This window comes from Oscillochloris sp. ZM17-4, assembly GCF_019599295.1.
Taxonomy (GTDB): Bacteria; Chloroflexota; Chloroflexia; order Chloroflexales; family Chloroflexaceae; genus Oscillochloris.
The window spans coordinates 60657-72416 of sequence record NZ_JAIEWN010000008.1 but is presented as its reverse complement, the minus strand read 5'-3'; the positions used below and the strand labels follow the sequence as shown (position 1 = coordinate 72416).

General features: G+C 70.4%; 9 protein-coding genes, 1 tRNA gene and 1 pseudogene. 8 read left to right on the top strand and 3 right to left on the bottom strand.

Going from position 1 to position 11760, the window contains the following annotated elements:
* A partial coding sequence (locus tag K2Z83_RS08790; RefSeq protein WP_220594807.1) for a BTAD domain-containing putative transcriptional regulator occupies positions 1–1201 on the bottom strand: 1201 nt, incomplete at its 3' end.
* Between the two features lie 171 nt (positions 1202–1372).
* On the opposite strand from K2Z83_RS08790, the gene K2Z83_RS08785 reads away from it, so the two are divergent.
* Entirely contained in the window at positions 1373–2848 is a 1476-nt protein-coding gene (locus K2Z83_RS08785; protein WP_220594806.1) for a cell wall metabolism sensor histidine kinase WalK, read from the top strand.
* 132 nt (positions 2849–2980) lie between these two features.
* On the opposite strand, the gene K2Z83_RS08780 is transcribed toward K2Z83_RS08785, so the two are convergent.
* Positions 2981–3056 (bottom strand) — tRNA-Gly (locus K2Z83_RS08780).
* Positions 3057–3370: 314 nt separating this feature from the next.
* On the opposite strand from K2Z83_RS08780, the gene K2Z83_RS08775 reads away from it, so the two are divergent.
* Together K2Z83_RS08775 and K2Z83_RS08770 are read left to right on the top strand one after the other, a co-directional pair.
* Positions 3371–3613: a cyclic-di-AMP receptor gene (locus tag K2Z83_RS08775; RefSeq protein WP_220594805.1), complete on the top strand. Its 243-nt coding sequence runs from the start codon at positions 3371–3373 to the stop codon at positions 3611–3613.
* A gap of 81 nt (positions 3614–3694) precedes the next feature.
* Positions 3695–4822: a glycosyltransferase family 4 protein gene (locus tag K2Z83_RS08770; protein WP_220594804.1), complete on the top strand. Its 1128-nt coding sequence runs from the start codon at positions 3695–3697 to the stop codon at positions 4820–4822.
* Here K2Z83_RS08770 and K2Z83_RS08765 read toward each other — a convergent pair.
* On the bottom strand, positions 4819–5202 hold the full coding sequence (locus K2Z83_RS08765; RefSeq protein WP_220594803.1) for a RidA family protein: 384 nt from the start codon (positions 5200–5202) through the stop codon (positions 4819–4821). The two genes, K2Z83_RS08770 and K2Z83_RS08765, sit on opposite strands and share 4 nt — an antisense overlap.
* 227 nt (positions 5203–5429) lie before the next feature.
* On the opposite strand from K2Z83_RS08765, the gene K2Z83_RS08760 reads away from it, so the two are divergent.
* The 5 genes and pseudogenes from K2Z83_RS08760 to K2Z83_RS08740 all read left to right on the top strand — a co-directional run.
* The gene (locus tag K2Z83_RS08760) at positions 5430–6851 is read left to right on the top strand and encodes a LutB/LldF family L-lactate oxidation iron-sulfur protein (RefSeq protein ID WP_220594802.1); all 1422 of its coding nucleotides are present in this window, start codon (positions 5430–5432) and stop codon (positions 6849–6851) included.
* A gap of 179 nt (positions 6852–7030) precedes the next feature.
* Positions 7031–7906, top strand: coding sequence for a hypothetical protein (locus K2Z83_RS08755; protein ID WP_220594801.1), 876 nt, complete (start codon positions 7031–7033; stop codon positions 7904–7906).
* Positions 7906–8484 carry a hypothetical protein gene (locus tag K2Z83_RS08750; RefSeq protein ID WP_220594800.1) on the top strand — a complete coding sequence of 193 codons (579 nt, stop codon included), beginning with the start codon at positions 7906–7908 and terminating at the stop codon, positions 8482–8484. The genes K2Z83_RS08755 and K2Z83_RS08750 overlap by 1 nt, the downstream gene beginning before the upstream one ends.
* A 73-nt stretch (positions 8485–8557) precedes the next feature.
* Positions 8558–10600: a hypothetical protein gene (locus tag K2Z83_RS08745; protein ID WP_220594799.1), complete on the top strand. Its 2043-nt coding sequence runs from the start codon at positions 8558–8560 to the stop codon at positions 10598–10600.
* An 868-nt stretch (positions 10601–11468) separates the two neighbouring features.
* Positions 11469–11760: pseudogene (locus K2Z83_RS08740) on the top strand (hypothetical protein); the annotation flags it as partial.

Sequence of the window (11760 nt, the reverse complement as noted above, 5' to 3'; positions counted from 1 at the left end):
GCGGCTCGACGCGGGCCAGGGCGGCCAGCAGGCGGGCCAGCGCCTCCCAGAGCCGGGCCTCGTCGGCGGGCGGCAGTCCGTCGGGCGCGGGGTGCAGCTCAGGCAGCAGTCGGGCCGCCTCGCGCAGCCAGAGCGGGTCAAGCTCCAGCCGGCCGCGCAGCGCCGGCCAGCCCTGCCCCGCCGTCAGGCCGCGCAGCGCCGCCACCAGCGGCTGGTATGGCAGGCTCTGCTCCAGCTCGCGGGCCTCGCCCACCAGCGCCAGCCCGCCGCGCCGGGCCAGAAACTCCTCGGCCAGGCGGGTCTTGCCGATCCCCGGCTCGCCCTCGATCAGCGCCAGCTTGCCAGATTCGGCGGCGGCGTGGAGCCGCCCCAGCTCGGCGGATCGGCCGGTGAAGGGCAGCTCCGAAGGATGAAGGATGAAGGATGAAGGATGAAACCTAGATGCGCCATCGATGATGGGCGCTGTCGCTTCAGATTCACCCTTCATCCTTCTCACCTCATCCTTAATCACCGCATCGTACATCGCCCTGGTCTCGGCCATCGGCGGCACGCCCATCTCGGCGTCCAGCAGGTCGCGCAGCTCCTCGTAGCGGCGGATGGCCCCCACCCTATCGCCCGCCAGGTAGTGCAGGCGCATGGCGGCGCGCTGCAGATCCTCCTGGAGCGGGTCGAAGGCCAGGGCGCGGGCCAGCGCGCCGAGCGCGGGCGTGTAGTCGCCGTGGGCCTCGTAGAGCGTCGCCAGGCGGGCGAGCCCGCGCGCGGCCAGCAGGCGCGCCCGCTCGCGCTCGGCGGCCAGCCACGCCTCGAAGGGCTCGCTGTCGGATAGGCCAAAGCCGGCCAGCAGGTCGCCCCGGTAGCGCCCCAGGGCCGCCTCCAGGGCGGCGATGTCGCCCGAGGGCAGCGCGGCGGCCAGGGCGCGCGCGTCCACATCGACATCCCCGCCGATCGCCAGCTGGTCCTCGCCGCTCACCAGGGCCGCGCCGAGCGCCTTGCGCACCCCGTGGAGCGTCGTCCGCAGCAGCTGCTGGGCCGCAGCGCGCCCGTGGTCGGGCCAGAGCAGATCTTGGATCTGCTCGCGGCTGACGACCCCCGGCTGGGCCGCCAGGTAGTAGACCAGCGCCCGCGAGCGCCGCCGGGGCAGCTCCACGGGCGCGCCGTCGCGCAGGATCTTCGGCGGGCCGAGCAGGAGGATAGAGAGCATAATCTCTATTATACGCTGCTCAATTGACGGGGTGTCACCCTGCGGCAGGAGTAGGCGCGTCCGCGCCGTGCTTATGATTGGCTGTTGGCGGCTTCGCCGCCAACAGCCAATCATAAACTATCTGTGGGAGCGGCGAAGCCGCTCCCACACCCTCTCCGAGAGGAGACAGCGATGAGTAGGCTCTGGGTGCAGCTGAGCCTCGGCTTCGCCGCGGTGACGCTGGTGAGCGTGCTGACGGTGGCGCTGCTGGCGAACCTACAGGCCGACTCGACCTTCCGCAGCTACCTGGCGCAGAGCCAGCTGCTGGCCTCGGGGCTGCCCGAGGCGCTTGGCGCGGCCTACGCGAGGGATGGCGACTGGGGCGCGGCGGCGGGGATCTTCAGCTCGTATACGGCGGGCGGGCCGGGGCAGCACGGCCAGGGCATGGGCCAGGGCATGATGGGCCGTGGCTCGGTGACGTTCACCCTGGCCGACGCGGCGGGCGCGGTGGTCTACCCGGCGGCTGGCGGGCAGCTGAGCCGGGGCGACATAGCGTCCGCGACGCCGGTGCGGGCTGGCGACGTGCTGGCGGGCTACCTGCTGGCCAGCGAGACGCCGGGCGCGGCCCTGTCGCTGGCGGCGCAGCGCTTCCTGAGCCAGATCAACCTGGCGATCGCGCAGGCCGGGCTGGCGGCCGGGCTGGTCGGGATCGTCTTCGGCCTGCTGATCGCGCGCGGGCTCTCGGCGCCGCTCGCCCACCTGGCGGCGTCGGCGCGGCGCATCGCCACCGGCCGGCTCGACGAGCGGGTGCCGGCCGGCGGGCCGGCCGAGCTAGCTGCGGTGGGCGCCGCCTTCAACGAGATGGCCGCCGCCCTGGAGGCCGCCGAGGGCCAGCGCCGGCGCATGGTCGCCGACATCGCCCACGAGCTGCGCACGCCCCTGAGCGTCATCCAGGGCAACCTGGGGGCAATCCTCGACGACGTCTACCCGCTGAGCAAGGCCGAGGTGGCCACGATCTACGACAGCACGATCAGCCTGCACCGCCTGGTGGACGACCTGCGCGAGCTATCGCTGGCCGAGTCGGGCGAGCTGAGGCTGCGCATCGAGCCGACGGCGATGGGGCCGCTGATCGCCCAGGTCGCGGCGCTGTTTAGCGAGCCGGCCGCCGCGCGCCAGATCGCGGTGAGCGTGGATCTGGACCCCGGCCTGCCCGACGCCCTCGCCGACCCAGAGCGGATCAGGCAGGTGCTGACGAACTTTGTGGCCAACGCCCTGCGCCACAGCAACGCGGGTGGCACGATCACGCTGCGCGCGACAAAGGATGAAGGGCGAAGGATGAAGGATGAAGGGCGAGCCGAGCAGCCCTTCATCCTTCATCCTTCGCCTTTCATCCTTATCGAAGTGATCGACACCGGCCAGGGGATCGCCGCCGAGGATCTCCCCCACGTCTTCGAGCGCTTCTGGCGGGCCGACCGCTCGCGCAGCCGGGCGCAGGGCGGCAGCGGGCTGGGGCTGGCGATCGCCCGCCAGATCGTGCAGCTTCACGGCGGCCAGATCGGCGTGGAGAGCGAGCACGGCCGGGGCAGCCGCTTCTGGCTGAGCCTGCCGACGGCGGTGGGAATGGACAGCAAAGCTGTTCATTCTGGCCAAAACAACGCGGGCTTTTAGAGCGGCAGCCCTAACGTTGATACGTATGGGAGCAATGCCCCCAGCCCATACGCATCACGTTAAGCCCCAAAGCCGTAGATCCTCATAATAAAATACCACCTACGCCCATTAAGGACGTAGGTGGCATTTGAATGGAGCGGGAGACGGGGTTCGAACCCGCGACCTGCACCTTGGCAAGGTGCCGCTCTACCAACTGAGCCACTCCCGCTCGACACCGGAGAGTATATCATAGCTTGTGAAATCGTGCAAGTCAGGCGAAGATGCAGGGTGTCACGAATCTTCTTGCAGCGGTGGCCATGGCGGGCGGCTGAAGCCGCGACGCCGGGGCGCTGCGCGCCGGGCGTCGGCCTGCGCCGACGCCGGAACCGCCCGCGACGGCGGGCGGGCGGCCGCAGGCCCTCCCGGCGCGGCTTCAGCCGCCCGCCCCCATGCAAGACGTTCCGTCACACCCCAATTGACGCTCTCCTCTCGAAAACGTATAATGCGGCCAGGGGAGCGGATCTCTTGTGGAGGCTGTGCCTGATGAAGCTGCTGATCTTTGTGACCGATGACGCCCACGCTGACGCTACTGTCGACGCCCTCGTCGAGCAGGGCCTGCGGGTCACGCGCCTCGCTACCACCGGGGGCTTCCTGCGGCGGGGCAACACGACCCTGCTTGTCGGCATCGAGGACAACCAGGTCGATCGCACGCTCGGCATCGTCAAGCAGGCCGCGCCCGGCGCCCTTTCCCTCACCATGGATCTTGAGCGCTACGAGCGACTCTAGCTATTGCAGATTGCAGATTGCAGATTGCAGATTTAGGCCTCGCCCGATCTGCAATCTGCAATCTACAATCTGCAATCTGCAATGCGCATCCTCTACATCGCCGCCGGCATTCCCGTCCCCGGCTCGCTCGGCGGCAGCACCCACGCCTACGAGGTCGCCCGCGGCCTCGCACAGCTCGGCCACGAGGTGCACCTGCTGGCCTCCGGCGACGGCCCCTCGCCCCGCGAGCTCGGCGGCTTCACGCTCCACCAGCGGCGCACGCCCAAGGCGCTCAGCCTGCTCGACGCAGGGCCCGTGCTGCGCCTGGCCCGCGATCTGCGCCCCGACGTGATCATCGAGCGCTACTACAACTTCGCCGGCGCCGGCGTGATCGCCGCCCGCCGTCTCGGCGTGCCCAGCCTGCTTGAGGTCAACGCCCTGATAGTCGACCCGCCCGAGGTGCGCAAGCGCCGGATCGACGACGCCCTCGGCGGCCCGATGCGCCGCTACGCCGAGCTCCAGTGCCGCTGGGCCGCCCGCATCGTCACCCCGCTCCACACCACCGTGCCGGCCAGCATCCCCCGCGAGAAGATCGTCGAGCTGCCCTGGGGCGCCGACGTGGAGCGCTTCAGCCCCGCAAGGCGCGCCGGCCGCGCTGGGCCGCCCACGGTTGTCTTTATGGGCTCCTTCCGGGCCTGGCACGGCGTTATCGGCGGGGTGCAGGCGGTCATGGCCCTGATCGAATCTGGCTATGATCTGCGCATGACCCTGATCGGCGACGGGCCGGAGCGGGCTGTCGCCGAGTCGCTGGCCACGGCCCACCCCGGCCACTTCCGCTTCACCGGCGCCATCCCCTACGACCAGGTGCCGGCCGAGCTGGCCCGGGCCGACCTGGGGATCGCCCCCTTCACCACCGCGCCGCACCCGGCCCTGCGCGCCGCCGGCTTCTTCTGGTCGCCCCTGAAGGTCTACGAGTATATGGCCGCCGGCCTGCCCGTCGTCACCGCCGACATCCCGCCGCTGAGCACGGTGATCCGCGACGGCGTGGAGGGCGCGCTCTACCCCGAGGGCGATCTGGTGGCCCTGGCCGAGGCGATCGCCCGCGTGCTGGACGACCCCGCCGCCGCCCGGGCCATGGGCGCGCGGGCGCGGGAGCGCGTCGTCGAGGGCTACTCCTGGCAGCGCCACTGCCAGGAGCTTGAGCGGATCCTGGGGGAGATGCTGGGCTAGGCCTCATCCAGGGCGAAGACCACGTCGACCTCGATCAGGAAGCCGCGCAGCTCGACCGGCACCGTGGTGCGGGCCGGGCGCGGCTCGGGGAAGTAGCGCGCGTAGACCGCGTTCATCTGGGCGAAGTAGTCTAGGCTGCGCAGGTAGACCTGCACCTTCACCGCGCCGGCCATGCTGCCGCCGGCGGCCTCAACCAGGGTCTTGATGTTCTCGAAGACCTGCACCGCCTGCGCCTCGAAGTCGCCGGCGACCACCTCGCCCGTCGCCGGGTCCACCGGGACCTGGCCGGAGATCCAGAGCTGGCGGCCGCTGGCGATGATCGCCTGGGAGTAGGGGTTTTTGGGCGTGGGCAGCTTGTCGGTGGCGAATGCCTCTCGCATAGGGGTGTCCTTTCTTGATCGGGCGGGCGTCGGGCCTCGCCCACAGTGTACCAGCAATGCCTCCTTGGCTCGGCGCACCCCAGGGCTTCTGCAACGTCACCTCCCGGTGGGGGTTCGGGGGCGGCGAAGCCCCAGGACGTTGCAGAAGCCCTGCGGGACTAGGTCTGTGGTACACTAAGGAACCAGATAGTCTGTCAGCTCACCCTATAACCCTAGAAGAGGGAGCCATGGCCAGCACCACGATCTCCTTCTACGAGCGCGTCGACGGCGCGCTCCACGACGACTCGCTCAAGACGGCGCTCTCGCGGGCCACCGAGCGCTTCATCGGCAACCGCGCCACCGCCATCGGCGCCCTGAGCGATGAGGCGGCCCTGCGCGACACCGCCCGCGCCATCCGCGCCGGCGCCCTGGCCCGCCTCGATGAGCTGCTCGTCCAGCTCGCCGCCAACGTCGAGTCGCGCGGCGGCACCGTCTGCTGGGCCAGCGACGGCGAGGAGGCCCGCCGCTATATCGCCCAGCTCGCAAAAGATCGCGGCGTCCGCTCGATCGTCAAGTCTAAGTCGATGGCCTCTGAGGAGATCCACCTCAACCACGCCCTTGAGGAGGCCGGCCTGGAGGTGGTCGAGACCGACCTCGGCGAGTATATCATCCAGCTCGCCGGCGAGACGCCCTCGCACATTATCGCCCCGTCGATCCACAAGACCCGCGAGCAGGTCAGCGAGCTGTTCCACCAGCACCTGGGCGTGCCGCTCACCGACGACATCCCGACCATGACCCAGACGGCGCGACGCGAGCTGCGCCAGCGCTTCCTGCGCGCCGACATGGGCATCAGCGGGGTGAACTTCGGCGTGGCCGATGAGGGCGCCGTGGTGATCGTGGAGAACGAGGGCAACGCCCGCCTCTCGACCACCGTCCCGCGCATCCACGTGGCGATCATGGGCATCGAGCGGATCGTCGCCCGCATGGAGGACCTCGGGGTGATGCTGCAGGTGCTGGCCCGCTCGGCCACCGGCCAGAAGCTCAGCGTCTACACCAGCATCATCAGCGGCCCGGCCCGGAAAGGCGAGGAGGACGGCCCCGAGGAGTTCCACCTGGTGCTGCTCGACAACGGCCGCTCGAAGATCCTCGGCGGCCAGTACGCCGAGGCCCTGCTCTGCATCCGCTGCGGCGCATGCCTCAACGCCTGCCCGGTCTACCAGGCCATCGGCGGCCACGCCTACGGCGGGGTCTACTCCGGCCCGATCGGGGCCGTGCTCACCCCGCTGCTCCAGCCCGACCTTCCCGAGGCCTATATGCTGCCCCAGGCCAGCTCGCTCTGCGGGGCCTGCCAGGAGGTCTGCCCGGTGCGGATCGCCATCCCCGATATGCTGCTGCGCCTGCGCGCTGATGGGGTGCGGGCCGGCAAGGCCAACCCGGTCGAGAAGGCGGCCATGGCCGGCTACGCGATGACGATGAACAACCCGGCGATCTACCGGGCCGGCGGCCGCGCCGCCCGCCTCGGCTCGCGCCTGATCGGCCGCAGAGGCCGCATCCGCCGCCTGCCGCCGCCGCTCAGCGCCTGGACCCACGGGCGCGACTTCCCCCAGCCCCAGGGATCGGCCAGCTTCGGCGAGTGGTGGGAGGATCGCGAGCGGTCGCGCCAGAAGTAGGCCCGCGCGGCGCACGGTGAGGGTGTGGGAGAGCTTCGCTCTCCCACAAAAAAACTGATAGTGCTGCGGCGCGGCGTAGCCGCGCCGCAGCACTATCAGTGCAGCATGTGCCTGCTGGGCACAAACAACATCGGTTTTTAGGGCGGCAGCCCTAAACATGTAAATGTGAGCGTGACTCTATGATGCTGACCCCGCGCGGCGTGCAGCGCTTCTACGGGATCTGGTTCCCGCTGCTCCACTTCGTCAGCCGGCGCACCGGCCTGGTGCCCGACTTCCCATCTGTCTACGGCGAGGGCAGCGTCTCGCCGAGCGATGCGGCGACCCTGCGCGACAGGCTCTGGGCCGACGACGCGCTGCGCGCGGCCTTCGTCGCCGAGAACCCGGCCGGCCTGTCCGCCGAGGACCTGGCTGTGGTGAAGGGCTGGGACGCGCGGGTGCGCGGCACCTTCTATGTCTTCCGCCAGCTCAAGAAGCACGCGATTCTCATCCCCGAGCGCGGCGAGCCGCTGGCCTACGCCGTGCTCGGCCTGGCCTCGCCGATCGAGGATGTCATCCCCATGCCGCCGCCCTGCATGGTTGAGGCGACCCTGCTGCCCTTCGAGGGCAAGATCATCTACGACAGCCTGCTGGTCGGCTACAGCATCAGCTTCGGCGCGGGGATCCGCGGCAGCCTGAACGAGACCTACAAGGCCGCCCAGGAGCGCGGTCGCCTGCTGACCAGCCTCAGCCTCGGCGAGAGCGGGGTCGAGGGCGTCCGCGCGCGCAACGCGAAGCTGCTGGCGCAGTTCGTGCAGCACATGGCCCGGCCCAACGTGAACCAGAAGACCCTCGATGCCCACCGGGCCACGATCGAGCGCTTCGGCGAGGACTACCTGCTCGGCCTGAGCCCGCCGCGCGGCCTGATCGATGCCGACGCCGATGCGGTGGCGATCTACCTGGGCACGATGGGCGACGACGTCAACCTGATTAGCTTTAAGCACTTTGTGCGCTTTCTGCGCGACACCGGCCGGATGAGCTGGGAGGGCGGCGAGGCCATGCTGAAGGAGCTGCTGTGATGGGGAAGAAGAAGGGTAAGGAGATCGCGGCGCGGCCCGCCGGCGGCATGGCGATCGCGACGGGCTGGCCGGTCTACGAGGTGCTGCTCTCGCGGGACTGGGACAAGAGTGGCGAGCTGGCCTCGGCCCTGGTGGCTCGCAAGTCGCCGCGCTCGGGCAAGGTGGCCTGCGCCTCGTTTCTGGTCGATCTGGCCTGCCTGGGCCTGAAGAGCACCCAGGTGATGCTCTTCAACGACGAGGACGCCTACCACGCCGGGCTGCGCGCCCACATCACCGGGATGATGCCGATGGTGCAGTCCGACATCGACCTGGCGGCGAAGATCGTCCTCACCGGCGTGCAGTACGCCGAGGGCCTCGGCTTTAAGCCCGACCCGGTCTTCGCTCAGTCGCGCTACCTGATCGAGGGGGCCGACCCGGACAGACACCCGACCCCGGTGCGCACCGGCGGCAAGGACGGCAAGCCGCTCTTCATCAACGGCCCGAACGATGATGTCGATAAAGTCCTCGCCCAGCTTGAGCGGGCGGTGGGCGCGGGCAACTACGATATCCTGATCGGCGGCCCGCCGGATATGTTCTAAGGCGGGCCGAAGCATGTGGGTCTGTCGCTCTGCGACAGACCCACATGCTTCGGCCCTACGGCCGTACAAGTCTATGCACCACCTCGCACTCACACCCGGCCGGCGCGCGCTCCTGGCGGTGGTGCTCTGCGCCGGCGCGGTGGCGCTCGTCGGCCCGCTCGGGCGGCTCGCCATAGGTATGCCGCTGCTGCTGCTCGCCCCCGGCTACCTCGTCGAGCGCGCCGCGCCCACCTCCCGGATGCCCGCCCTCTCCCGCCTGACGATCTGGATGAGCCTCAGCCTCAGCCTGGTCGCCCTGCTCTACCTCTGGCTGTCGGTCATCGGGCTGGCCCTGGCCGACCCGCTGCTCTGGGGGGTGTCCGGCCTGCTCGCCCTCGCCGCCCTCGTCGCCGCCTGGCACGATCTGGGCGACGCCAATCTCCCAACCCCTGCCTCCTGCCTCCTGTCTCCTGTCTCCTGTCTCCTGGCCATCTTCGCGATCACCCTCTGGGCGCGCTTCGTCCAGGTGGATGGCCTGGCCCTGCCGGCCTGGGTCGACTCGGTCCACCACGCCCTAATGGTGCGCGTCGCCGCCGAGAGCGGCGCGGCGCCCATCTCGCTGCGGCCCTACCTGCCGGTGGATAACCTGCCCTACCACTGGGGCTACCACGTCTTCGCCGCCACGCTGATGCGGCTGAGCGGCCTGGAGCTCCCCGAGGCTCTGATCATACCGGGGCAGATCCTCAACGCGCTGGTGGGCGTGGCGGTGGCCGGGATGGCCGGCCACCTCTGGCGGCGGCCAGCCGCCGCCGTCGGGGCCGCCGTCGCCGTCGGGCTGATCTCGATCATGCCGGCCTACTACGTCTCGTGGGGGCGCTACACCCAGCTCTGCGGCCTGCTGATGCTGCCGGGACTATCGATCGCCTGGGGCGAGGCCCTGCGGGCGGGCGGGCGCCGGCGCTGGGCGATCGTGACGCTGCTGATCGCCGGGCTGAGCCTCGTCCACTTCCGCGTGCTGCTCTTCGCCATGGCCCTGCTGGCGGCGCAGGCCGTCGTCTGGGCGGCGGGCCAGCCGCTGCCCGCCCTCCGCTCGCGGCTCCTGGCCGCCCTGGCGGCCGGCGCGGGCGTGGCCGCGATCACCGCGCCCTGGGCCTGGCTGCTGATTCGCCGGGCCCTGCTGCCGGCCCTGGCGAGCGACGGCGGGCTGGCCGGGGGCGGCAGCTACAACGCTCTGAGCGGCGGCCTGCTCTGGTCGCGCCAGAATGAGCTGCTGATCGGCGTGGGCTTGCTGGGCGCCTGGCTCGGGCTGCGGCGGCGGGCCGGCGCGGCGGCGGCGATGCTGATCTGGGTGGCGCTGCTGGCGATCGAGAGCAACCCCTGGCTGATCGTCTACCTGACGCCGGGGGCCGGCCTGCTGCTGCTGCTCTGGGCCCTGCGCCGGCGCAGCCTGCCCGCCGCCCTCGTCGGGGCCGGCCTGCTGCTGATCAACCCGCGCACCGTCGCCCTGCCCTACTTTTGGCTGATCACCAACGATGTGGTGGTGATCAGCCTGTTTGTGCCCCTGGGCGTGCTCGCGGGCGGCGCGGCCGCCACGCTCTACGCGGCCCTGCCCCCGACCCGCCGCTGGCCCCGCGCCGCCGGCGCGCTCGCCGCCGCGGCCGCCCTGGCCGTGGCCGGCTGGGGCGCCTACGACCAGCGCGGCGTGCTCAACCAGGGCACCGTGCTCGCCACCCCGGCCGACCGCGAGGCGATCGCCTGGGCCGCCGCCAACACCCCGCCCGACGCCCGCTTCATGGTGAACAGCGGCGCCTGGCTCGATGCCACGCGGCGCGGCATCGACGGCGGCTGGTGGCTGCTGCCGCTCGCCGGGCGCTGGACGACCACGCCGCCGGTGCTCTATATCTACGGCGACCCCGCCTACGTGCGCCACACCCGGGAGGTGGAGGCGGTCGTCGCCAACTACCGCCCCGGCCAGGAGCAGGCCATCATCGACCTGATCGCGGCCGAGGGGATCACCCATATCTACCTGGGGCCGAAGGTCGGCGCGCTCACCCCCGAGGTCTTCGCCGGCCGCCCTGGGTTCCACACCGTCTACCAGCAGGGCGGCGTCACGATCATCGCCGTCGCGGGGCCGTGAGGGACTCTGGCGCGTGGCGGGCGACCCGCCGATTGTACACCATCTTATATCAAACTTTGATAGATACGGTGCATCCTGTCACCCTGAGCGCAGCGAAGGGTCTGCCCATCCACGCGGCTGGAAGATGCTTCGCTGCGCTCAGCATGCCAAGCCCACGTATATCAAATCTTAAACGTTTGTCACGCCCGTGCATGCAGGGCATGTGCAACATCGCTGGCGGCTGAAGCCGCGTCGCGGGGCTTGCGGCCGACTGCCCACCTTCGCGGGCGGATCCGGCGTCGGCGCAGGCCGACGCCCGGCGCAGCGCGCCCATGTGCGTTCGGGTAACGGTTTTCGTGTGGAGCACAACAGGTGCCTGATGCATTGGCGTCGGGCTGACGCATGCGCACCGGATGAATCTGCGTGTCGCCCATGCATGGGGTGCGCATGCGTCGGCCCTACCATGCCCCCGGCGGGGATGGGCCGCCTCGGCGGGCCGACACGGGCGGCGGGCGGTCCATCCGGTTTCGGTTCACCGAATGCACATGCGCAGCGCGCCCCCCCGGCGCGGCTTCAGCCGCCAGCCGGGGGGGCGCGCGCAGGACGTTGCACATGCCCTGCCCGTGAATGTGATCTGCGTTGACAGTGATTTGGGCTTCCCTTATAATGCGTGGCGCTTCATAAACCATAGAAGGGAAGCTGATAGTGGTGATCACCTGGCCGCGACGGTCGCCGCATGCTTTGTCGCGCGTCGTCGCTGCTCCAGTCGCGCGCCCCTCGCTTGTCGGGATACATACAAGATTCCGCTTCCCATATTGATATGCAATCCGAACAGCATCGGGCTGTAACGAGCCCCGTCAGCGTCGGGCTAGCCCTCGGCGCTGTGGTTGTGTGTTCCATTGCCGCCGGGCCAGTCTGGCTATGGGTGGTATGGGCGCTCCCCGGCGCGATCATCCCCGCTCTGTCACTTGCGGCGCTGCTGCTCTTGCCCGGCCTGGCCCTCCTCCGCCTCCTCTGGGATACCCCGCTCGCCCTCGATGAGCGCATGACACTGGCGCTGAGCCTGAGCTGCGCCGCCCCACCGCTGCTGCTCCTGGCTGGCGACATGGCCGGCATGCGCTGGGGCGGCCCGCTGGCCTGGGCCGCGCTGGCGGCCTGCGCCCTGGTGGCCTTCTGGCCGC

What these genes read in the sequence shown, in the direction of transcription:
- K2Z83_RS08785 (WP_220594806.1), top strand. Translation starts at nt 1,373, where the DNA reads ATGAGTAGGCTCTGGGTGCAGCTGAGCCTCGGCTTCGCCGCGGTGACG.
- K2Z83_RS08775 (WP_220594805.1), top strand. Translation starts at nt 3,371, where the DNA reads ATGAAGCTGCTGATCTTTGTGACCGATGACGCCCACGCTGACGCTACT.
- K2Z83_RS08770 (WP_220594804.1), top strand. Translation starts at nt 3,695, where the DNA reads ATGCGCATCCTCTACATCGCCGCCGGCATTCCCGTCCCCGGCTCGCTC.
- K2Z83_RS08765 (WP_220594803.1), bottom strand. Translation starts at nt 5,202, where the DNA reads ATGCGAGAGGCATTCGCCACCGACAAGCTGCCCACGCCCAAAAACCCC.
- K2Z83_RS08760 (WP_220594802.1), top strand. Translation starts at nt 5,430, where the DNA reads ATGGCCAGCACCACGATCTCCTTCTACGAGCGCGTCGACGGCGCGCTC.
- K2Z83_RS08755 (WP_220594801.1), top strand. Translation starts at nt 7,031, where the DNA reads ATGATGCTGACCCCGCGCGGCGTGCAGCGCTTCTACGGGATCTGGTTC.
- K2Z83_RS08750 (WP_220594800.1), top strand. Translation starts at nt 7,906, where the DNA reads ATGGGGAAGAAGAAGGGTAAGGAGATCGCGGCGCGGCCCGCCGGCGGC.
- K2Z83_RS08745 (WP_220594799.1), top strand. Translation starts at nt 8,558, where the DNA reads ATGCACCACCTCGCACTCACACCCGGCCGGCGCGCGCTCCTGGCGGTG.